18 protein-coding genes are annotated in these 23358 nt (G+C 66.3%); all 18 read right to left on the reverse strand.

Features of this window, described 5'->3' with window-relative positions:
• Positions 1-94: 94 nt before the first annotated feature.
• The 18 genes from eccE to ACKY0X_RS13020 all read right to left on the reverse strand — a co-directional run bounded on the left by eccE (position 95) and on the right by ACKY0X_RS13020 (position 23343).
• The gene (gene eccE / locus ACKY0X_RS12935; protein WP_409426357.1) at positions 95-1093 is read right to left on the reverse strand and encodes a type VII secretion protein EccE; all 999 of its coding nucleotides are present in this window, start codon (positions 1091-1093) and stop codon (positions 95-97) included.
• Positions 1090-2508, reverse strand: a complete 1419-nt coding sequence (gene mycP / locus ACKY0X_RS12940) for a type VII secretion-associated serine protease mycosin (RefSeq protein ID WP_409426358.1) — start codon at positions 2506-2508, stop codon at positions 1090-1092. The genes eccE and mycP overlap by 4 nt, the downstream gene beginning before the upstream one ends.
• Positions 2505-3899, reverse strand: a complete 1395-nt coding sequence (gene eccD, locus ACKY0X_RS12945) for a type VII secretion integral membrane protein EccD (RefSeq protein ID WP_409426359.1) — start codon at positions 3897-3899, stop codon at positions 2505-2507. The genes mycP and eccD overlap by 4 nt, the downstream gene beginning before the upstream one ends.
• A gap of 37 nt (positions 3900-3936) precedes the next feature.
• Positions 3937-7899, reverse strand: coding sequence for a type VII secretion protein EccCa (gene eccCa / locus ACKY0X_RS12950; RefSeq protein WP_409426360.1), 3963 nt, complete (start codon positions 7897-7899; stop codon positions 3937-3939).
• Entirely contained in the window at positions 7896-9518 is a 1623-nt protein-coding gene (eccB, locus tag ACKY0X_RS12955) for a type VII secretion protein EccB (protein ID WP_409426361.1), read from the reverse strand. Before eccB ends, eccCa begins: the two co-directional genes overlap by 4 nt.
• Positions 9515-11356, reverse strand: a complete 1842-nt coding sequence (gene eccA, locus ACKY0X_RS12960) for a type VII secretion AAA-ATPase EccA (protein ID WP_409426362.1) — start codon at positions 11354-11356, stop codon at positions 9515-9517. The genes eccB and eccA overlap by 4 nt, the downstream gene beginning before the upstream one ends.
• Before the next feature lie 50 nt (positions 11357-11406).
• The gene (locus tag ACKY0X_RS12965; protein WP_409426363.1) at positions 11407-12372 is read right to left on the reverse strand and encodes a TauD/TfdA dioxygenase family protein; all 966 of its coding nucleotides are present in this window, start codon (positions 12370-12372) and stop codon (positions 11407-11409) included.
• 143 nt (positions 12373-12515) lie between these two features.
• Positions 12516-12803 carry a WXG100 family type VII secretion target gene (locus ACKY0X_RS12970; RefSeq protein WP_409426364.1) on the reverse strand — a complete coding sequence of 96 codons (288 nt, stop codon included), beginning with the start codon at positions 12801-12803 and terminating at the stop codon, positions 12516-12518.
• Positions 12804-12820: 17 nt separating this feature from the next.
• Positions 12821-13114, reverse strand: a complete 294-nt coding sequence (locus ACKY0X_RS12975) for a hypothetical protein (protein ID WP_064891024.1) — start codon at positions 13112-13114, stop codon at positions 12821-12823.
• Between the two features lie 45 nt (positions 13115-13159).
• Positions 13160-14737: a PPE domain-containing protein gene (locus ACKY0X_RS12980; protein WP_409429620.1), complete on the reverse strand. Its 1578-nt coding sequence runs from the start codon at positions 14735-14737 to the stop codon at positions 13160-13162.
• Between the two features lie 101 nt (positions 14738-14838).
• Entirely contained in the window at positions 14839-16422 is a 1584-nt protein-coding gene (locus tag ACKY0X_RS12985) for a PPE domain-containing protein (RefSeq protein WP_409426365.1), read from the reverse strand.
• Entirely contained in the window at positions 16419-16730 is a 312-nt protein-coding gene (locus ACKY0X_RS12990) for a PE family protein (RefSeq protein ID WP_409426366.1), read from the reverse strand. The genes ACKY0X_RS12985 and ACKY0X_RS12990 overlap by 4 nt, the downstream gene beginning before the upstream one ends.
• 1274 nt (positions 16731-18004) lie before the next feature.
• Positions 18005-18760, reverse strand: coding sequence for a YebC/PmpR family DNA-binding transcriptional regulator (locus ACKY0X_RS12995; RefSeq protein ID WP_409426353.1), 756 nt, complete (start codon positions 18758-18760; stop codon positions 18005-18007).
• Between the two features lie 52 nt (positions 18761-18812).
• Positions 18813-20174: an ABC1 kinase family protein gene (locus tag ACKY0X_RS13000; protein ID WP_065039132.1), complete on the reverse strand. Its 1362-nt coding sequence runs from the start codon at positions 20172-20174 to the stop codon at positions 18813-18815.
• A 77-nt stretch (positions 20175-20251) separates the two neighbouring features.
• A complete protein-coding gene (gene pdxT / locus ACKY0X_RS13005; protein ID WP_409426367.1) occupies positions 20252-20848 on the reverse strand; it encodes a pyridoxal 5'-phosphate synthase glutaminase subunit PdxT in 597 nt (198 codons plus the stop codon).
• On the reverse strand, positions 20845-21690 hold the full coding sequence (gene tesB / locus ACKY0X_RS13010) for an acyl-CoA thioesterase II (RefSeq protein WP_409426368.1): 846 nt from the start codon (positions 21688-21690) through the stop codon (positions 20845-20847). The genes pdxT and tesB overlap by 4 nt, the downstream gene beginning before the upstream one ends.
• A 9-nt stretch (positions 21691-21699) precedes the next feature.
• Positions 21700-22617: a pyridoxal 5'-phosphate synthase lyase subunit PdxS gene (gene pdxS, locus ACKY0X_RS13015; RefSeq protein WP_046283662.1), complete on the reverse strand. Its 918-nt coding sequence runs from the start codon at positions 22615-22617 to the stop codon at positions 21700-21702.
• 78 nt (positions 22618-22695) lie between these two features.
• On the reverse strand, positions 22696-23343 hold the full coding sequence (locus tag ACKY0X_RS13020) for a helix-turn-helix domain-containing protein (RefSeq protein WP_409426369.1): 648 nt from the start codon (positions 23341-23343) through the stop codon (positions 22696-22698).
• Between the last annotated feature and the right edge of the window lie 15 nt (positions 23344-23358).

A 23358-nucleotide genomic window follows, 5' to 3' on the forward strand; every position in this document is an offset into this window, starting at 1 on the left:
TCGGTGGCGGTAGCCGGTATTGCTCGATGGCCCGCTGACGTGGGGACCAGCCGTCGTGAACAGCGAACCTTCGTGGCGATTAGGCCTCCGCTGTTCAGCCCACGATGGCATCAACCGGCGAACGCCGGGCGGTGCTGCTGGGCCACCGGAGCCGTGTCAGCCAGTCGCGGGCCACGACGGCATGGCCGTCCAGGCGCTGCACCGATGACGGGTGCAGGGCCGCCAGCGACGAGCGTTGGGCTCCTGGTTGCGGACTCAATCCGGGCAGCGGTCCACCGGCGCCGGGTTGGGCTTCGGTGCGGAATGCGGCCGCGAACGCCAGCGTCTGGTCGTCGCCGGAGCCGGCGACCTCCAGCGCGGTCCACGTTTCAGGTGCCGGGTGGGCCCAGACCTTCGAAAGCAGTTCCGGCAGGTCGTGTCCGGGTGTGAGCCGGTATGCGGCAACGTGGTCTCCGCTTTCCTGCGCTATCCCGTGCCAGGTCTCGCGGGAGCCCGCGGAGTCCAGGCGCGGGATATCGTCCGGCTCGATGGCGCTGGCCGCCCAACCGGATTCCCGTAGGTGATCGGCGAGTCGGCGTGCCACGACGGCAGCGGTCTTGTCCAGGGGGATCTCGGGGGAACGTGCTTGCAGCGCAGCGAGATTGTCGACGGCGGAGAAGGTCAACCCGATCCATGTGGTCCGCTCCCGTGCGCCGGCCTGGTCTCCGACGTCGCGGCTGGTGACCCGGATCGAGTCTGCCCGCAGGCCGTAACGGTCCAGGTAGCGGGCGATCAGCGGCAGCGGAAGCGCATCGGTGTCATCCTGCGGCGCCGCGACGTTCAGCAGCGCGGTGACCCGCGGGTCCGTGATTGTCCTGTGGGCCCGGCGTTCCCCGTGCTTGCCGCGGTTGAGCGCCACCCGGCGCCGCAGCAGCGTCGTCAGGGGTAACCCACGCCATCGCGCCAACAAGACCGCTACGACGGCGATGCCGATGCCCAGCACCCAACGCTCGCGTGCCGCGTGCCAGGGGTAGGCGGCGGCCACGGCCACCGCAGCGAAAAGCACCACGGCGATTCGGCTAGTACCGGGCCAGGATGATCGGTGGGTGCTCACAGGGCGGTCTCCTTTCTCCGGCGTGCCGCTATTGCGGCGGCGCCGACGGCCAATCCCAGTGCCGCTGCGCCGCCCAATGCGACGAGCTGCGGCGTGTAGTTCTTCGGTTCGGGTTGCGGAGGCGGGGCCACCCGTTTCAGCGGCACCGCGTCCAGGACGGCTCCGGCCGGCAGCTGCCAGGTCAGCGCGGCCACCGGGTCAACGGATCCGGCGCCAAGGATGTTGGACGGTGCGCGGGCCGTGTTGTGCGCGGTGGCGGTGAGTCGGTGGATCACCTGTGCCGCGCTCAGCTCCGGATACCGGCTCCGAACCAGCGCCGCGACGCCGGCCACATAGCCGGAGGCGTAACCGGTGCCGTTGAGCGGCACCAGTTTCTGCCTAGCACCGGGCAGCGCGTTGGCCAGGCCACCGTCGTCGCGGTTACTCACCGACACGATGTTCTCGCCAGGTGCGGCGAGACCGACCCACGGCCCGGCCGTGGTGAATTTCGAGGGCTGGCCGTTGGGCGCCAGCGATGCCACCGACAGCACATAGGGCTGCCAGGACGACGGGATCGACACCGATGCAACGGTTCCCCAACTGCGCGGGTCCTCGGGTCGGCCCAGGTCGGTCAGCGGGTTGGACTGGCAACCGGTTCCACCGCCAACCGACCCGGTGGCACCGCTGTCGCCGGCCGCGGCGATCACAACGGCGTCCTTGTCGACCGCCGCATAGCGAATGGCCGCGCCGAGTTCGGACTGGTCGATGTTGCGGTCGGCGGGCACGCAATGCACCGCAGAGACCGCTATCACCCGTGCACCCAGATCCGCGGCGTGCACGATCGCCCGACTCAGGGCCGTCACAATGAAGGCCGCCTGCGCCAACTCCGGATCACCGTTGGAGGTTGCCGGTGTGATCTTTGCGGAAGCGGCGCGCAGGGACAGCAGCCGGGCCGCCGGCGCGACGCCGGTGAAACCGTCGTCGCCGGGCTGGCCGGCTATGAGCCCGGCGACCAGCGTTCCGTGCCCGTCGCAGTCGGTGAGGCCGTCGGTGGTGCCGATGTAGTCGCCACCGGGCTCGACGGCAGGTAGGAGCGGGCCGGGCCGCACCCCGGTGTCGATGACGGCCACGGTTTGGCCGTCGCCGCGAGCGAACTGCCAGGCGCCGGCAAGGTCGATCTGCCGTTGCGCGGCAGGGGGATCCTTGAGATCGGTGCCGGCGATGATCTCGGTGGTGCCGCACTCGCTGTTCTGCTGGGTGGCTTGCACCGGCCCGGGAGTGCCGCTGGGTGGTACGACGCCCAGGTCTACGGTCGGCGGGGTGATCGCCAAGACCGGCGGGGATGTCCACAGCGCGGCGACCAGGACCCCGGCGGCACCGCCGAGCCGGATTGCCCGGGAGTACCCGGGCGCCGGGCCGATTCGGGAACGGCTCATCGATCGAGGACCCAGGCGAAAATGCCGACCAGGTAGGCGATTACCGGTATCAGCGATGCGTCCAGACCCGAGGCAAGGAAGCCGACCAGCCGGCGCACCGGCAACGAATAGCTGTGCGGATCGGCGACGGCCGGAAGCACGGAGGCCAACACCCATATCGACACCAAGCCGGCCAGGACCCCGACCGCGATCAGCGCGGCAAGATAGCGGCCCGTTGCACCGTAGAGCACCAGCAGCGCCACCGTCAGCAGATAAGGCTGGGCCAGCAGCCAGGATTTGCTCGCGGCGGAATCCCACACCCGTGCGCGCAGTGCGGCGGCGACCGCATTGGCCACCACCACGTACCATCCCCACGCCGGAACCGTTTCGGGTTGCGCAGCAATGGCAAACGAGCCAAGAGCGCCAAGTAGCACGCCGCCGGCGATGAATCCGGTTTGGTACTTCTCACTGGCCTGTACCCGACGCGGCAGGTCCTCCAACACCCGCAGTGACGGAGCCGCCGGGGTCGGATCTCCAGGCGCGGGGATGACCGGCAGCGGCAACCGTGCCCACAGCGCAGACAATTGCGGAGCCGAGACGGTGAGTAACAGGGCCAGCACGACCAGGCCGCCGCCGATGCTGCTGAGCGGCAGCGGCCACAGTGCCTCGACCGCAGCCGCCAGGGCAACGCCGCCACCGACCGCGGCTGTTGCCGTGAAGAATCCAAGGTCACGGTGCGAGCCGATGACGCGAATCAAGGACCACGCAGCAACGCCGGCGGCTCCCAGCGTCAGCTGTGCCGGCCCGAATTGCCCCGGCACCGCCAAGGCCAGTGCCGAGGCGATCGGCGCCAGCGCGGCGATGGACAACGCTCCGTCATACGGTGGGCGGGCGACGAACGCGGCAAGCACGGCAAGTACGGCGATCGCGCCGGCCGCGAACAACCCCGCCGGGGCTCCGGTGACCACCCGATAGGTGACGGCCAGACCCGTTGCGGCCAAGATCAATCCGACAGCCGCCGCGAGTGCTCCGGTCCCGATGTGCCGCGGTCCCCACGGCTTGCGCCGGGAGGCCGAGAAGATCACCGCAGCATCGGCGATGTCTTCGACGATGCCGGGCGCCGAAGGCCCGGAGGGCACCGGCTGCAGGGCCAGGAGGTCCCCGTCGACCACGCCGACGGTGTCCAGGCTGGCATCCAGGCTGAACGGTGCGCCGCCGATCGGCGCAAGGCTGAGCCGGTCCGTGTTACCGGCACTGTCTTGAGCCTCGTCGGGAGCGGTTGGCACGACCAAGCGCTGGACGGTGGGCAGGATCTCGCGTAGCGGCAGGTCCGCGGGCAGAGCAATCTCCGTCAGCCGGCTCTCGGCCAGGACAGCTATCCGCACGATCGGAATCACAGTGTTGGCCATCATGGGGTCCTCAACTTCAGAAGGGACATGGGTTCTTCTCCTAGTGCGTCAAGGTTTGGCTGAATTGTGGGTTGACGAGTTGTAGGTAGGTGGGTTCGTCGTTGTCGGCCAGCAGGATTGCGCGTCCTGCGGGTAGGCGTGCGAAGCGTTGGCCGCGGATTTTGCCGCTGTCGGCGGGGTTGCCCGAGAGCATCAGGGTGGTGGCTTGCAGGTCGTTGAGGCGGCGCAGGAGCGGGTTGGTCATCAACGCGTGTGCTGAACCGGTGGCCCGTGCGGTGACGATGACCCGCAATCCCAGATCGCCTGCTTGCGACAGCAACTCGATCAAGGTGGTCCACGGCCGCTGCCCGGCATACGGGCCGGTCAGGGCCGGGGTGTCCGGGATCGAGTCGACATCATCGATGATCAGGTAGTGGGTGTGACCGTCATAGCTCCACCCAGCTAGATCGGCTGCCGACAATCCGGCCGGGGGCCGGCGGGATCCGATCAACGCCGACAATCCGAGCATGGCCGGGATGACCCGATCCACATTCGCGGTGTACTCATTGTCCGGATACAACGGTTCATCGACAAGGTGCAGGCGCCGATCCAGCACGGTGAACGCCACCTGTTCGGCACTGGAGTGCTCGCGCACGGTGCGGATGATGTGCCGCAGCAAAGTGGTTTTACCGGACTTGGCGTCCCCGAGCACCAGCAGCAGCGGGTTGGTGGTGAAGTCCACCTGCACTGGTGCCAGGTCCTCTTCGCGGACCCCGATGACCACATGATCGACCGCCGGATAGCTGACCCCGACTTCTTCGGGAGCCAGGTTGGTCGGCAACAACCGCACCGGCGGCGCCGCCAGACCGGGGTGGCGGGCATTGATGGCCTCGATCTGGCCCAGATCGGGTTGGGCGATCAGGAAATGCTCGGCGGCCATCGTCAAACCGCGACCCGGTTGATTGGCCGGCACCGCTTCGGCCGGACGGGTGAGGGCTCCGGCGACCCGCACGTTGCTGTCGCGGGCATCATGGAGCTTGAGCTCGAGGCGCAGGCCGAGGCCATCGCGCATGGCCAATGGCACTTCCAGCCAACTCGGCGTGGTCACCACCACATGGATGCCGTAGGCCAGCCCGACGTTGACCAGTTCGGTGACCTTGGCCAACAACGGGTTGCGGGTGTTGAACGCATCAGTGTTGTCGCGGCTGAAGGCATACAGGTTGTCGATCACCAAAAAGACTTCGCCGTAGCCATCGTTAAGGGAGCCGATGCTGCCGTCCCGGAACGCTTCACGCTGCTGACGTGCCGCCAACAGTTGTTCGAGTTCCCCGAAGGTGCGCCGGATCCGCTCAGGCTCCAGCCCTGAGGCGACACTGCCGACATGGGCCAGGTCTTGCAGGGCCCGCAGTTGGCCGCCGCCGTAATCGAGGCAGTAGAAACTGACCTCCCGCGGCGAATGCAGACTCGCCGCCGAGACGATGAACGTCTGCAACGCGGTGGTCTTCCCGGACTTGGGGCCACCATGGATCAGCAGGTTCCCCGAGGCGGAGCGGGCATCGAAGACCAGCGGGTCCCGCCGCATCTCGAAGGGCTTGTCGATCTGTCCCAGCGGCCACCGCAACGCCCGCTCGGAGATCCCGGCATCGGCCAGGGTGGTCGCGAGCGGGATCGGCTCATCCAGGGGCGGCAACCACAAGGCGGGGGCGTGGGGCCCGTAGTGGGCCAGCTGGTCGCCGATCGTGGCGATCAGCTTGCGCGGCGGACCCAACACCTCCTCCTCGACCTCACCCACGATCGTGGTTTCCTGCCCGGCATCGACCACACCGGCGGTAAACAGTTTCGGCTCGGGCAGCGCATGCATCACCACGGCCCGTGATTGGCGGGGCGGGTCGTAAATCCCGTCGACATAGGTGGAGCGGAACTTGATCGGCGCCGCACCCGGGGCCGGCACCAAAAAGCCCTCACCTTTGTGCTCTTTGCCCGACTCGATGTGATAGGCGTCCTCGACCCCGATGATCTGACGCGACACACTCGGGCTCGCGACTTTCAACCCGATCCGGTACGAGGTGTTCTTGTCGATGTCCTTGATCTTGCCCACATCCAAGGTCTGCGAGGCGAACAGAATGTGGATGCGAAACGAGCGGCCCTTACGCGCCACGTAGTCGAACAATTCGGCGTACTCGGGGTGATCAGCCAGCATCAACGTGAACTCATCAGCGACGATGAACAACGTCGGGATCGGCGCCAAATCATGGCCGGCGGCGATCGCCGCCTCATACTCGGTCACCGAGTTAAAGGCACTGCCCTGAACACGGCGGCCCGCCTCCCGCAGCAGCAACTCCCGCCGCGCCACCTCACCACGCAACGTGTCGGCGAACCGATCGGCCAACGATTTCTTTTCGGCCATGTTCGAGATCACCGCAACGACCTGCGGGAAATGCCGGAAAATATCGGCGCCGGCCTCCCCCTTGAAGTCGGCGTAGATCACGATCAACCGATCCGCCGAATGCGTCGTCAACAACGACAACAGAATCGACATCAACGTCTGCGACTTACCCGAGCCGGTCATGCCGATCATCAACCCATGCGGCCCCATCCCGCCCTCGGCCTCATCCTTGAGGTCAAAGAACAGTGGCTCGCCGGTCGCGGTCACCCCAATCGGCACCCGCAACTCCTCCTCACGGCTGCGGGGCGCCCACAACGCCGGCACATCCAACCGCGACGCATCACTGATCCCCAACAACGTGGTGAACGTGGCCCCACGCGTGCCCGCCGAGCGCAACCCCGCATGGGTCGGGTTGGAATCCCACCGCGACAACCGCCGCGCCACATGCGCCGCCTCCGCCGCGCCGAGCTGGTCCGCGGCGTCGACGTAGCGTTGCCAGCCGCCGGACTGCCACCGATCAATCGCCGCCCCACCCGCGCTGATCCGCAGGATCGGGCGCTCCGGGTCGCAATACTGCTCCCGATTCGGGGCGACCGTCCCGCGAACAATCACCGTCACCCCCGCCCGCGCGGCGCCCAACGCTGAAGCGGCCACATCAAACTCGGGATCATCGATGATCACCAACACATGCCGACCCGACTCACCGGCATCACCGGTAAACGGCGGGCGGCCCGCCAGCACCGGGGCCAACAAGCCCACCAGTTCCTCACCACTGGCCGCCAAATAGCGGGCCGGACCCACCCCATCGACCTGGCCGGCGATATCGGTGTGCGGCAACCACTTCAACCACGACCACGCCGGCGTCTCCAGCTCCGGTGACGCCAACGCCACCCCCAACATCGTCGGGTCATGCCAGGTCACCGCTTGAGCGATCCACGCCCGCAGCGCCGCCCGCACCTCATCAGCAGCCGCCTCGCCCTCACCCAGGACCGTGATCCGCGACAGCTTCGTCACATCCACACCGACGGGCACATCACGCACCGTGCGCTGGGTATCGAGCAAGCTGCGCAACGCACTGTGCGACACCGGCTCCAAATCAATCTCATCAGCGGTATCAGCCACCCGCACCGCACTGGCCAACGCCACCGCATGCCGCCCAGTGCGCACCACCAAGAAATCCTCATCATGAGGATCGCGTTCCCACTGCCGACGCGAACCCGGCACCGCCACCAAATCCGCCGGATCGGGATGCGACCACTGCGCCGCCGCCCGCTGCTTAGCCGCCGAACCACGAATATTGTCCCGAACCACCGACAAATACCGCAGATAATCCGCCCGCTCGGCATCCACCTCAACGGTGCGGGCCTTCTTATCCCCACCCCGATAAATACCGGCCGCCGCCACCAACAACGCAAACGGGAAGAACAACATCACCGGAGACACCAACCGCATCCCCGTCGCGACCATGGCAATCACCATGCCCACAATCAACACCACAATCACCACCGGCAACGCCCGCTGCAAAAACGACGCCGGAACCAACCGCGGCAACTCCGGCGGCGGCTCAATCGTGATCGTGCCCCTATCAACAGGCGGCACCGGAAGCCGGCGACGCGCCTCAAAAATCAAACGACTCATCGCGACTCTCCAACACTAGAAACGCCACCCAACTCACCAGCAACACGACGACCCGGACGCGCATCCGGCGCCAACCCGTCATGCGCCAACAACGCATCACTACGCGACAACACAGGCCCCACAGCAAACTGCGACAACACCGACCACGGAATCGGCACAGCCGGCTCACTCAAACCCAGTGCGGCGATAGTGTCTCCCTCGCCACCATTGGTGCCGGCCTCGGTGTTAATGCCATACCGCACACCGGTGTCGGAGATCCAAAAAAGCGGGCCCGCACTCGCATTGGCCGCCGGATCACTGTTGACACTCTGCGCGAAGTAGCCCGACCCCGGCGCCAGCGCGACGCGTGCGGCGGTACCGCCCACTCCCGCACCCACCAAATCCAAAGTCCGCACACCCTCACGCAACGGCAACGTCGAACCCGACAACAACCTCAACGAACTCGTACTCGCCCCCGCAGGCTTACTCCACTGCGCGCACGTCACCGGCGCCGACACCGCATCAACCACCCTGACCGGCTGCTCCGGGAAACGCGACACATCCAACTGCCGCGAAACCGGCAACCGCGCAACATCATCAGCACCCAACACAGGCGGCCGATCCAAACCCTGCGAATCCGTATTACGCAACACCGCCGCCAACACCCCAGAAATCGGCTGCAAGCCATCGGATAACACCGCGTAGTACTGCCGGGCGGTGTCGGAACTGTCGTCGATCTCATGCGCTACGACCACAGAGCCGATGGAAACCGGCACCGGTAACGCGAACGGCAGCGGGTTCCCCGCATCGGGGATCACCGGCGCCACCAGTGCGGGCGCCTCCGGAATCACATTGAACAGTCCCGAAGCGATCAGCCGAGGCTTGGATGCACCGACATCCAAGCCCAGCGCGGCGGTGACGGCCCGATCGTCGAGGTCGATCCGGCTGCGCTTGCCGTTCCACAACAGCCAGGCGCCGGCACCGTTGTCGACCAGCACCGCCTGCTGTGTTCCCAAGGCGTCAGCGCGACTCCCGTCGGTGTCCAGCCGCCCGGCGATCACCGTCACGCCAGTGGCGCTGCCGGACGCCGCGTCGCACACCGTCCAGTTCGCGTCGGCGTCTGCGTTTTGCACCAACCGCTCCGGCGCTCCCGGAATACCCAGCAGATTGCCACGCGGGAAGTTGTCCAACACGGCAGCTTTCACTGCTGTGGGATTCACTGGACGACCAGCGACCAGCCGCGCAGAGGTCAGATTCAGCACCGGGTGCAGCTCCTCTCCGACCCGCACATACAGCGCCGACGTGGACCGGTCAGCCAACACGGGATCGTTGCCGGCGGATCCACCCGGCCGGATCAAAGACAGTGCAAAGCTGCCGGCCACTCCGGTGGCCAACAGGACCACCCCCATCAACACCGAGCGGGACTGGGTGCGCAGCGGTTCCACGAGCATCCGGGTGTCATGCAGGGCAAGGCCCGAGGAGATCCGCCGCACCAGGAATCGCCAGCCGCTGACCTGATGCTTGGTGATAAAACCGCGCCGGTACTCGACTCGGTCGGGATTGTCGTTGACCGGGGTTCGCGACGCGAACGAGCGCCGCCCGTCTTCCGTAAGATCAGACCGGTCCGAAGGTGCGCTCATACCTTGGCCTCCAAGCCCAGGCCACGCAGCAACGGCGTGACCGAGTTACGGACGTCTTCGGCAGTAATAGTCATGAGCTCCTCATCGGTGAATGCCTCGGTGCCAGCCTGTTCGGAATGATCGAGCCGGAATTCGCGCTCCTCCTCGGAGCGTTCGACGAGGTTTCGCACGAACCGGCCGTTGCCGGCGATGTCCAGGCTGCGCCGTTCGACACCGTTGGCATCGGGGTGCGACGCCGCGGCCAGCTGACCGAACAGCGCCTGCAAGTCTTCTTGGGCACTCGGTTCAAAGACGCTGTCGCGGTGCTCGGCCATCACAGTGGCGATCTCGACCAACTCGCCCGCCGTATAGGACGGGAAGTCGATGCTGCGAGAAAAACGTGACCGCAGACCTTCGTTGGTGTCCAGGAACCGGTCCAGGTCGGCGCGGTAACCCGCGATGATCACCACCAGCCGGTCGCGGTCGTTCTCCATCCGCGCCAGCAGGGTGTCGATGGCGATCAGACCGAAGTCGTTCTTGGCGCCGGTGGCCACCAAGGCATACGCCTCGTCCAGGAACAGCACACCATCAAGGGCGCTGTCGATCACCGCGTTGGTCTTGGCCTCGGTCTCACCGATGTGCTGCCCGATCAGGTCGGCACGGTGCACCTCGCGCACATTCTCTTTCTTCAGCAGGCCCAGGCCGCAGTAGATCTTGGCCACCACACGAGCGATGGTGGTCTTACCGGTCCCGGGCGGGCCGGCGAAGACCAGGTGATGGGCGCGCTGAGCCACGGCCAGACCGTGCTGCTCGCGCCGGATCGCCATCGCCACCGAGCTTTTCAGCCGCTGCACCTGATCCTTGACCTCGTCGAGGCCGATGAACTCGCCGAGTTCACGCTCCGCCTCGGCCAGCAACTCCGCCTTGCGCTCATGCGCGCCGGGATCGATGAAGTCGGATTCGTTCGGCTCGGTGCCGCGGTCCCACGGGTCGGTCCGGGCGGCGATCCGGTCCGCGGTGGTCGTGATGATCCCGAAACTGTGGTCCAACAGCGCCTGCTGGACCTGCTCGTTCTCCGGGTTGGCGGCATAGAGGTCCTGCAGCACCTCGGCCGCGGTCTCCTCATCGTCCTGCGCACGCAGGACCAATCCCTTGGCCAAGGCCCCGTCGGTGGCCGCGGCCGCGATCGGCCCTGCCGGCTCCTCCAAGTACGACAACGCCGGGGCATACATACCCAGCCGCGCCAGCGCACTGCCGAGGGCGATCTTGGCGGCGTGGGCGAACAATTCGTCCAGCTCCGGGTCGTTGACGATCGGAGTCAACAGCTTCACGACATCCGACCACCGCTCGGCGCGATAGTGGATCACCGTGGCGAGCCAGCGGGCATCACGGAAACCCGGTCGGCGCTCGGCGATCTCGGTGACAAGTCGGTACGCCTCTCCATACCGGCCGGCCGCGGTCAGCGCGCCGGCATAGGCCAGCTGGAAATCGTCGGGATCGGTGGCGCGGAACTGTAGGTACAGACCGGAGTCGTAGTGGAAGCCCAGCGCACCGTGCTGCAGGTCGAGTTGCCGCTGCAGAGCACCCACCGTCAGCTCGGTGCGCCAGACCGCCTCCAATACCCGTGCCGAGGTATCGCCCGCCGCGGCCAGTCCCACCCACGCATCGCATTGATCGTGGGCGACACGGGTCAGCGCGGCGAAGCCGGCGCGGGCCGCGGCCAGGTCGGCGGGCCGTTTCCGACCGTGGACCGCGATACCCAGCGCTCGACTGCAGGTGGCGAACCGGCTGACGATGTCGCCGTCCACCTTGGTTGTGCGAGTACGTGCCTCCAGCACGCCCACGTCACGGTTGCTCATCCTCGAATCACTTCCCACTCAAAGCTGTACGGCCCGAAACGATTGGTGGCTTATGCCACCGCTCGAGGCTCTCCGATGACGGAGTACGCCGAAGCGTCGCCCTGGATGACGCGACTGCGCTCGCCGTGGACGCTGACCGGAATGTCGCCGGCAAGGGTGATCCGGTGCAACCGCCGGTGCGCCTGCCCGAAGTCGGAGACTCCGTAGTGCTGAGTGGACCGGTTGTCCCAGATCGCCAGGTCGCCCAGCTGCCAGTTCCACCGGATGGTGTTCTCCGGCCGAGTGATCCGCTCCTGGAAGAGCTGGAAGAGCGCACGCGACTCGGAGCTCTTGACATCCGCGATCCGTTGCACGAAGTTGCCGAGCAGCAGGGAGCGTTCCCCGCTCTCGGGGTGCACCCGCACCACGGGGTGCTGCGTCTCGTACGTCGTGGAGTTGAACGCCTGGACGTACGCCTGGAACTCCTCCGACTGCAGCAGATCGGCGTACTTCTCGAGCTGCTTGGAGTCAGCCACCTCGAGCTGCGTGTAGTCGAAGGCGTTGCTGTGCACCGCCCAAAGCTCATCCGCCAGCCGCGCCAGCGGATTGGGCAGCTGCTCGTAGGCCGTGACGGTGTTCGCCCACAGCGTGGTTCCGCCGTAGGGCGGCAGCTCCACGGCCCGCAACAGTGACGCCTTGGGTGCCCGGTCCACGAAGGTGACGTCGGTGTGCCAGCTGCTCGCGCTGGTGCCGCCGAAGGAGTCGATCGGAAGAATGGCGCCCTCGCCCGGCAACAGCGGGTGGGGGGCCGTCGGCGTTCCCAGCAGCTGAGCGAACTCGAACTGGCTGACATCGTCCAGATGGTGCTGCCCACGGAAGAAGATGACCTTGTGCGCGACCAAAGCGTCGTTGATCGCGGTGACGGTCTCGGTGTCCAAGTCACCGCCCAACTGGACTCCGTCGATCCGGGCGCCGATGTATTCGCCGAGCTTCACCACATCCAGGTCGGAACGGGTGGACAACGATTGGCTGGACATGAAACTTTCTCCTTTGTTGATCTAGCTAGTTGTTGAGCGGTTCAAGCCGGCGTGCGGATGGGGGAATCCAACACGCCAACCTGCCGAATTTGGTTCGGCAGAGTTCTTTTCGGGTGAAGGGATGTTTCGGTACGGGCGCTGCGTCAGCCCCAGCGGGCGGCCTCGGCCGTGTCGCGGGCGAGCATCCCCAGGGTGTTGGACTCATGCGTGGTGGCCATCGCGTGGTAGGCCCGCACCAACTCCTCCATCGCCTGGTTCCACTGCGCCTGCCACGCCTGATAAGTCAGTCCGGTGTCGCCCTGCCACGCCGCGTGCAACGCCGCCTGCTCACTGGCGATATCGGCACCCACGGCCTGCAATGTGCCCGCGTGACCATTCATCTCCGCGGCATGGGCCAGCATCGCCGGGTAGTTGTACAGAATCTGTGACATCACAAAATCCCTTCTCGTCAGAATCCGGTGTAGGTGCTCGCCGCGGCCGCGTCGGCCGCCACATAGGTACTGCCCGCGTCCGCCAGGTTGACCTGCGCCATGTCCAGCAATGCATTCACCCGCGCCGCCAACGCGACAAACCGGGCATGTGACCCCTGAAAGGCCACGGCGGACTCACCCACATGAAATGCCTGCGCCGACAACGCCGTCTGCTCCGCCTGCGCCATCGTCGATCGCATCAACGCCGCCTTGGCACCAAACGCCGACTCTGAGGCGACCAACTGCGGAATATGCGCATCCAACAAACTCATCGCTTATCTCCCTCTCCACATCGCTTGCTTTGTGTTCACCGACGATCAGTTCTCTGCGTTGCGATCCACTCCTTCGGTCGACTGACCGGTCCAGCTGGCCGGCAGCAGCGGCTCGCTGGGAACCCCGTTGAACGAGTCGCCGGTCAAGGTGGCCAATCCGGCTTCTCGTAGACCGTGTTTGACGACGTTTCCGCCGAACCCGAGCCCGCCTGCGCTCCCCCGCGAAGCGATTGGGCCACCACCCAGTTCGGGGCCCAATTCGGGATCCACTTCGATGTTCATGTCGGCGTACTGCTCGCCGTGTTCGCGAATCTGAGTCCGCCGGCGGCGCCGTGACCGCGACGCGCGTCGCGCGGCCGACTCTTCCACCGCGGAGTCCGATGCCGGGCTCTTTGCCTGTGAGCCGGTGCCGCTTCCGGTCCTGTTACTCGTATTGAATCCGGTGCCGGGACCGCCCCCGAATCCGATCATGTAGGGGAAGGCGACTGCCGGGGCTGTTGCGGGCGCAGGAGGCGCCGGAGGTGACGCACCGCCGGGGACGCTGGCCGGCGGGGCGGCCGCGGGGGATCCGGTGGCCGGCACCGACCCGGCCACGCTCACCACGTGCACGTTCGACCCGGTCCCGGCCGACGCGGCGGGCGCCGCGACGACTTCAGGAACCGCGTCGAGAACAAGAGGCAGCTCGAACGGCTTCGGCAGGGCTGCCAGGGCCGCAAGTGCGCTCATGCTGGCAAAGGGCGCGGCAAGGCTCGAGGAGATCGCGGCGCCCAGCTCGATGGCGGTCAGTGGGTGCGCAAGCAACCACGGTGCAAGAGTCACCGGGTTGAGAAGCAGCAGGCCCACTTCCGGGTTCGTCGAGAGATTGGCGACGATGTAGTCGATCTCCTGGATCTGAGTCAACGTGTTCTTGAGCCAGTACGCCACCGTCAACGGGTTGGTGTAGGAGCTGTAGGGCAGTCCGTCGATGGTGCCGGTCACCGGGTCCCAGCGCAGGCCCAAGGCCGAATCAATGAAGTCCGCGATGCCTTCGAGGAATGGGTCGGTCCAGGTGTGGGCAGGGCCCCAGGGGTCCGAGGTGTCCGCGGGCGCCGCCGGGGCCTCTGACTTGAGGATTGCAGGTGCCGCGGCGGTCGGCGGTATTGATGCGGCAGCCAAGCTCGCGACCGCCTGGTAGGTGCTCATGGTGGTGGCGGCCTGGACCCACATCCGCGCGTAGTCGGCCTCGTTGATCGCAATCGGGACGGTGTTGACCCCGAAGAAATTCGTCGCCAGGAGTATCCCGTGAACGGCGTGATTGGCGGCCAGTTCCGCCATCGTCGGCATTGCCGCCAACGCGGTGATGTAGGCAGCCGCCACGGCCTCATGCTGGGCGGCGGCTGCGGCAGTGTCGACGCTGGCCTGCGTCAGCCACGCCAGGTATGGCGCGTTGGCGGCAACATAGGTTTCGGCGCTTGGTCCTTGCCATGCCCCGGCCTGCACCGCTGCCAGCACCTCACTGAGTTCCACCGCCGCCGAGGAGTACTCGGCGCTCAGCGATTTCCATGTCCCAGCCGCGGCCAATACCGAGCCCGGCCCCGGCCCGCTGGTCAGCATTGTTGAATGGATCTCGGGCGGCGACGCCATCCACGCCGGCGCGGTCACGCTAGCCGCCCTGTTTCAGGCGCATCCAACAAACTCACGGTCTATCTCCCTGTCGACATCGATTGCCTTGCGTTGAGCGACGATCAGTGATCCCGGTGGTGATCCACCCCATCGCTCGATTGACCGGTCCAGGTGCTCGGCATCAACGGTTCAATCGGGAGACCACTGAACGAATCACCGCTTACGGTGGTCAAACCCGCTTCTCGCGCAGCGTGTTTGACGGCGCCGTCTCCGAACCCGAGCCCTCCCGCGCTGCCCTGGGAGGCAGTCGGGCTGTCGTCCGGCGATGCCCATTCGGGATCGACGTTCATGTCGGCGAACTGGTCGCCGTGATCGTGCAACTGCGTCCGCCGGCGCCGGCGCTTGCGGGCCTGTCGGCGCGCGGCGGATTCTTCTGCCGCCGAATCCGATGCCGGGCTCTTCGCTCGTGCGCCGGTGCCCGTTCCAGTTCGGTTGGTCGAATCGAAGCCGATCCCGGGACCGCCCCCGAATCCGATCATGTAGGGGAATGCGATTCCCGCTCCCGCGACTGCCGCCGGCGCCGGTGCTGGGGCCCCTGCACCGGCCGAGGCGCTCGCCGGCACCCCGGCCCCAGGGGATCCGCCGGCAGGCACCGACCCGGCAACGCTCACCAGGTGCGGGTTGGAGATCGTTGCGACCGAGTCAGGCGCCGAGGCGACGTCGGGAACCGAGTCGACCAGGATGGGTGCGTCGGCCGGCCATGGCAGAGCTGCCAGTGCCGCGAACGCGCTCAGACTCGCCAACGGCGCGGTCAGCGTGGAGGCGATCGCGGCACCCAGTTCGATGGCGACCAGCGGATGCGCGATCAAGAATGTCGAGAGAGTAGCCGGGTTGAGAAGCAGCAGTGCGACTTCCGGGTGAGCACCCACGTTCGCGATGACGTAGTCGACCTCTTGGATGAGGGTCACGGTGTTCTTGACCCAATACAGCACGGTCAGTGGGCTGGTGTACGCCGAGTAAGGCAGCCCGTCGATGGTGCCGGCGCCGGGTTCCCAGTTGATCCCCACGGCCCGCAGCACCTGTGCGATACCTTCCAGCAAGGGGTCGGTCCAGGTGTGCGCAGGCCCCCACGGGTCCGCCGGATCCGACGTCTCCGCCGGCGCCGCCGATTTGAGGATCGTCGGCGCCACGGGGGTTTCCGGGGTTGACGCCGCGGCCAAGCCCGCGACCGCCTCATAGGTGCTCATGGTGGTGGCTGCCTGGACCCACATCCGCGCGTAGTCGGCCTCGTTGATCGCAATGGGGACGGTGTTGATTCCGAAGAAGTTCGTCGCCAGCAACACCCCGTGAACCGTGTGATTTGTGGCGAGTTCAGCCAGCGTCGGCATCGCCGCCAACGCGGCGGTGTAGGCGGCGGCCACGGTCTGATGCTGGGCGGCCACGGCGGCACTGTTGGCGCTGGCCTGCGTCAGCCATGCCAGGTAGGGGGCATTGGCCGCCGCGTACGATTCGGCGCTCGGTCCTTGCCACGCCCCGGCCTCTACCGCCCCCAGGACCTCGCCGAGTTCCTCGGCGGCCGATGCGTAGTCGGCGCTCAGTGAGCTCCATGTGCCAGCTGCGGCCAACACCGGGCCCGAACCTGGCCCGCTGCTCAACAGTGCTGAATGAAACTCGGGCGGCAACGCCATCCAGGCTGGCGCGGTCACGCAAGCCGCCAGTTCGGATACACCGACGCCGCTGCGGCGTCACCGGCGAGGTAATTGATGCCGGCCTCACCCACTCCGATCCCCGATCGGCCGAGTTCGGCTGTGCCCTGGGCCGCTACCGCTTCATGCCGGCTGCCGAAGAGGCTGAGCGTGACCGCGCTCTGCACTGATACCGGGTCGGCCGCGGGGGGAACCACCGCCGTGATCACCGGCGCTGCACTGGCGTGTGCCGCCGCCAGCCTGGCTGTCAGTGCTTCCACGCGTGCGCAGGCGGCGGCCAGTCCTTCAGGGACGACATGTAGCGGCATGACCAATCTCCTTCCGTACTGGGGCGAATCCCTGGCGACTTCCCGGTGGGTACTCATACGACCATCACGGCCCACCGGTGTCGACCACCAACCAGAGACGCACTGCACCAGGAAAGCCGGGGTCGAGCATCCAACGCAAGCGGGAAGCAACACGAAACATGTTGTCGCTAAACGTTGTTCAGGTTCGACCCTGGTCATGTTAATCCCGGGAAACGACTTGCGTTGAGTTTGAATCAGCAGGTTCCGAAAGGTGCACCGGCACTTGAACATCGGAGGAAACAGGCCCTCGCCATCGAATGCCGATCCCGGGAATCGGCGGTCACTACAGCCCTGGTAGCTGGAGAATCCAGATCGATATGTGTTGTTCCACAATGGTTTACTGTCTCGGCAATGCTCGATGAGCGCGCGCGGAAGCGTGCGCGCAACCCACTTCAACAGCGGGATAGACTCGACGACAGGGTGATTCGAGCCAACGAACTGCGCAACGAGGCAACCGCCCTGGCAAGCAGGAAGATTCGTCCGCCGTGGCCGTCAGACGAGCCGGAAGAAAGTCGGAAGAAAGCCGGCGGCCGCCGACGGCGAAGCTGAATACCGCGAAATGCGGTCGAAAGTAGAGAAGACCGTCAGGGTGCGGCGTACCGACCGTGAACGACATTGGCGTGGGTGCCCGCTTGCGGTCACCGAACGTGTAACCCGCCCCGTGGTGTCACAGGCAGCAGCGGCGACATCGCCCCTGGCGGTTCAGCTGACGATCCCGCGATTCCTGGCAACCCGGCACGACTCGGCCGGCGGCCTGCGTGGGAGCGGCCATCAGGACCTCCATGAATTGGCGGATCGGTGCGTCGAGCACGCCGCGACGCGCGCCCGCTGGTCAAGCGACTACACCGATGTAGTGCGGCTAGCGTAGCTAGGTGGCTGACAACCCAGAACAGGGCTGAAGTGGCGGATGCCGGCCCGCGCAATCCGCGACGGTTTTCCGGCCGGGCGACTCCGGGAGCGGTTCCCCATCGCAGCAAATCTGGTAGGGCACGGCCAACGCAGCTGCGACGAGGAACTCACCGGCCGCCTTGCTGGCGCCAATGCGGCAACGCTGCAGTTAGGTTGGCTATTGCTCGAGCCGTTCTCGCACCCGACAACGGGGATCGAACACTTATCGTCAGCCGACTTACGGCAAAGCCTCGAGGGCGAGATCACGCGGGTGCTGAAGGCCAGCGCAACCGACGTGTACCGGATTGCATTCCCGGTGAGCCAAACCAGCCGTCTGCCGGGGACGCTTATTCGGCTTCGAGGGCTGCCAGTACTTCGTCGGACAGGTCGACGTTGGTCCACACGTTCTGCACGTCGTCGTTGTCCTCAAGAGCGTCAACCAACTTCAACACCTTGCGCGCACCCTCGACATCGACCGGCACACTCACCGACGCCTGAAAACTCGCCTCAGCAGAGTCATAATCGATCCCGGCATCCACCAACGCACTACGCACCGCCACCAAATCCCCCGGCTCCGAGATCACCTCGAAGCTCTCCCCCAAATCATTGACATCCTCAGCACCGGCATCCAACACCGCCGCCAACACGTCATCCTCCGTCAACCCATTCTTATCCAAGGTCACCGTGCCCTTACGACTGAACAGATACGCCACCGACCCAGGATCAGCCATCTGACCACCGTTACGGGTCATCGCCACCCGCACCTCACTGGCCGCACGATTACGATTGTCGGTCAAACACTCAATCAACACCGCCACCCCATTAGGCCCATACCCCTCATAGGTGATCGTCTGGTAATCCGCCCCACCAGCTTCCTCACCCGCACCACGCTTACGCGCCCGCTCAATATTGTCATTGGGCACCGAGTTCTTCTTCGCCTTCTGAATGGCGTCATACAACGTCGGATTACCCGACGGATCCCCACCACCAACCCGCGCCGCAACCTCAATATTCTTGATCAACCGCGCAAAATTCTTGCCACGACGAGCGTCAATGACAGCCTTCTTGTGCTTCGTGGTCGCCCACTTGGAATGGCCGCTCATCGGTTGCCCTACCTCACTGTTGCGTCAAAACTTTGCGCGACGAGTCTACGTGTCAGTCCTGATTGCGTGCCGGGGGCTGCTCGGGCGGGAAGAATCCCGGAGCCCATCGCTCGATCAGCGCGGCGTAGTCGACGTGCGCGTCCAGCTGCACCGCGACGCCCAGTAGACCGCCCAGCGTGCGCAGCAACATGACGTAACCAGCGGGAATGGTCAGCCGGCGAGCCATCTTGAAACGGTCGGCGAAGCCTTCCGCCATCGGATCGGTGGTGACCAACGCAGACTTCTGGAACCACTTGCGGGTGAAGTGGAACTCCCCCGAGCGCAGCGGGTCGATGTAGGGCCACAGCGGCTGGATGTACTCCACCAGCTGCTCGGCACTCAGGTCATAGTCGGCCGGCATGAACCCGAGTTGCTTGAGCAGCCGGATCGCCTCGTCCCACTGCTCGTCCCGAGCCCAGCACAGCAGTTCGGCGAATCCCGGCGGGATGCCCTCGGGATGTTCGGCCACCGCGCCGAAGTCGATCACGCCCAGCCGACCGTCGGGCAGCATCATGAAGTTGCCCGGATGCGGGTCGGCATGCACCAGGCCGACACGCGCCGGCGAGCTCAAGGTGAACTCCAGCAGCAGCGCGCACGCGGAGTCTCGCTCCTGTCTCGTGCCGCTGTTGATGATCGCCGACAGGCGCCGCCCTTCGATCCACTCCGAGACGATGACCTTCGGAGCGCTGGCGATCACCGCCGGAACGAAGAACTTCGGGTCGTCGGCATAGGCCTTGGCGAAGGCCCGCTGATTGTCGGCCTCCTGGCGGTATTCGAGTTCGGCTTCCAGGGTGTCGTTGATCTCCGAGACCAGCCGGTCCACGTCGGCGCCGGGAACGACCTGCTTGGCGACCCAGTTGAACCGCTGAATCAGCTTGAGGTCGGCGCGCAGCGCCTCGTCGGCACCGGGATACTGGATCTTCACGGCGACCTCGCGGCCGTCCTTCCAGACCGCCCGGTGGACCTGTCCGATGCTCGCCGAGGCGGCGGGGGTGTCGTCGAAGGACGCGAAACGCTCCCGCCATTTGGTGCCGAGCTGGGCGTCGAGCACCCGGTGCACCTTGGCGGCCGGCAGCGGCGGGGCCTCGCTTTGGAGCTTGACCAACGCCTCTCGGAACGGCTCGGCGAACTGCGGAGGAATCGCCGCCTCCATCACCGACAGCGCCTGGCCAACCTTCATGGCGCCGCCCTTGAGCTCGCCGAGCACCTTGAACATCTCGTCGGCGGCCTTCTCCAGGAGCTCGGCGTTGACCTCGTCTTTGGTCTTGCCGGTCATCCGCTTGCCCACACCGAGCGCTGCGCGGCCTGCGACTCCGGCCGGGAGGCTCGCCAGTTTTACTGCGCGACGAAATCCGCCCCGCGCGAGATCTGCCATGCGGACATCATGCCTGGCCGGTCTTCGCGGCGGTGTTCCCGGTCACCCAACTGGCGGCCAGCTATGGGTGCGACGAGTCAGGCCCGTCCCGCGACGATGTCGACGAAGATCCGGTGAATACGGCGGTCACCGGTCACCTCCGGGTGAAACGAGGTGGCCAGCACGCGACCTTGCCGCACCGCAACAGGATGACCCGCCGCCTCGGCCAGCACCGCAACGCCCGGGCCGATCCGCTCGACCCAGGGTGCTCGGATGAATACCGCGTGTACCGGCTCGTCCAAGCCGTCGAAATCGACGTCACCCTCGAATGAATCGACCTGACGGCCGAAAGCGTTGCGCCGCACGGCCATATCGATGCCTGACAACGGAATTGCGGCACGCCCCTGCGCGCCCGCATCGAGGATCTCGCTGGCCAGCAGAATCATTCCCGCGCAGGAACCGTACGCCGGCATCCCATCGGCCAGCCGGGCCCGCAGCGGATCCGCCAGCTCCAACTCGCGCAGCAGATGACTGATCGTGGTCGACTCGCCGCCGGGAATCAGCAGCGCGTCGACCGAATCCAGCTCGGAGCGGCGGCGTACCGGCACCGGATCGGCACCGACTGCGCTCAGGGCGGCAAGGTGTTCACGAACGTCGCCCTGCAAGGCGAGGACGCCGATGTGCGCGCCGCTCACTGGCTGGTCGGCTGATATCCCGACGGATAGCGGGTCAGCCCTTCCTGCATGACGGCCGCCACCATGTCCCCAGATCGGTTGTAGATCTTGCCCTGGGTCAGCGCCCGGCCGGCACCCGCCGACGGCGACGACTGGTCATAGAGCAGCCATTCGTCGGCCCGAAACGGGCGCATGAACCACATCGCGTGGTCGAGCGACGCCACCTGCAAGACGTCCCGCTCACCCGGGTGGATCGCCCAGGAGGTGCCCAGCAGGGTCAGGTCGCTCATGTAGGCCAGCGCGCAGATGTGCAGCACCGGATCGTCGGGCAGCCGGTCGCGATGGCGGAACCAGACCTGCTGCTCGGCAACCTTGCCCGGCATGTGCGGCAGCTGTTCACGCGGCACCCGGCGCAGATCCCACTCGGCGAACGCCTTGAATCCCTCGTCGTCGAAGGCCTTCATCGCGGCGATGTCGGGCAGGTCTTTCGGGTCGGGTGCGTCGGGCATCACATCTTGGTGCTCAATGCCCTGCTGTTCGGTCTGGAACGACGCCGACATGTTGAAGATGGTTTCGCCGTGCTGGATGGCGTTGACGCGCCGCGTGCAGAACGAACCACCGTCGCGGACCCGCTCCACGGTGAACACCGTGGGCGCCTTGGCATCTCCGGGACGCAGAAAGTATCCGTGCAGCGAGTGGACCCGGTAGCGCGGATCCACGGTACGTACCGCCGATACCAATGCCTGGCCGGCGACGTGCCCCCCGAAGGTGCGCTGGTTGTCCGCAGAGAGCGGGCTGAACACACTCCCGCGGTAGATGTTGACCTCGAGTTGTTCCAGATCGAGGATCTCTTCGATCGCCACGAAGAAGTTCTACCAGCCGCGTTCGGCAAGCCGGTGCGGTTGCGCGATGTCCTCCACATTGATGCCGACCATCGCTTCGCCGAGCCCGCGGGATACCCGGGCCAACACGTCGGGGTCGTCGTAGAAGGTGGTGGCCTTGACGATGGCCGCTGCACGTGCGGCGGGGTCACCGGACTTGAAGATGCCGGAACCGACGAACACGCCTTCCGCGCCGAGCTGCATCATCATCGCGGCGTCCGCCGGGGTGGCGATGCCGCCCGCGGTGAACAGCGTCACCGGCAGCTTCCCGGCCCTGGCCACCTCTGCGACCAGCTCGTAGGGCGCCTGTAGTTCCTTTGCGGCAACGAACAATTCGTCTTCGGAGAGCGACGTGAGCCGGCGAATCTCGCCGCCGATGGACCGCATGTGGGTGGTGGCGTTGGAGACGTCACCCGTGCCGGCCTCGCCCTTGGAGCGAATCATGGCCGCGCCCTCGGTGATCCGGCGCAGCGCCTCACCCAGGTTGGTCGCCCCGCACACGAATGGCACGGTGTACTGCCACTTGTCGATGTGGTGGGTGTAGTCGGCCGGGGTCAGCACCTCAGACTCGTCGATGTAGTCCACCCCGAGGCTCTGCAGGATCTGCGCCTCGACGAAGTGCCCGATTCGCACTTTGGCCATCACCGGGATGGTGACCGCGGCGATGATGCCCTCGATCATGTCCGGGTCGCTCATCCGCGAAACCCCGCCCTGGGCACGGATGTCGGCGGGCACCCGCTCCAGTGCCATCACCGCGACGGCGCCGGCGGCCTCAGCGATGCGGGCCTGGTCCGGGGTGACGACGTCCATGATGACGCCGCCCTTGAGCATCTCGGCCATGCCGCGCTTTACTCGCGCAGTACCCGTTTGTCCGTCGGGTGCCGAACCGTTCTGCGCCGCGCTGTCCACTGAATGCTTCTCCTTGCTGGCCTGTAATACCCGCTCAGTGTAGTGGGCCGACGCCAGCGGTTTTCCCGCTCATTACCGCTACGCCGTGAACACCGGCCCCGCCGGCGGCGGATCGGCGAGCAGCGCGGGCAATACGAACACCCGCACATAGCGGCGGACCTGGTCGGCGTCGTGCACACCGGGGATAAGTCCCAGCAACAGGCCGAGGGCGCTCGAGAGCACGAACCGGGCGGCGTCACCGGGATGTAGCCCGGCGCGCAGGCACTCGCCCGCCTCGGCGAATCCGGCCTCGAACTGCCCGGCCAGCACCTCACTCAGCGTCGCCGAGCGGGCGATCAGCCCGGCGACGTTGCCGTCGTCGGTGTGCTCGGAGATCACCCGCAGCAGCGGATCCCGGCCGACCTCGGTGGCCACGATCACCAGCGATTCGGTCACCAGCTCGCCGGGTTCGGCGGTCGGTTCCATCCGGGCGGCGATCTCGGCCATCCGGCGTCCGGCGACGCGGACCACCAGCGCGTCCAGCAGCTCGTCACGGGTGGCGAAGTGCCGGTAGATCACCGCGCGGGTGTAGCCGGCTTCGCGGGCGATGACCTGCATCGTGGAGGCGCGGTAGCCGCGCCGGGCGAACGAGCGTTCGGCCGCCTCAAGCAGGAGTTCGCGGGCGTGTTCGGGTGGATTGCCGCCGCCGGGCGGTCTGCCCCGCCCCCGGACCGTCTTCGCCGACATATATGGACATCTCCA

The sequence above is a fragment of the Mycobacterium sp. SMC-11 genome, assembly GCF_046250095.1.
GTDB lineage: Bacteria > Actinomycetota > Actinomycetes > Mycobacteriales > Mycobacteriaceae > Mycobacterium > Mycobacterium heraklionense_A.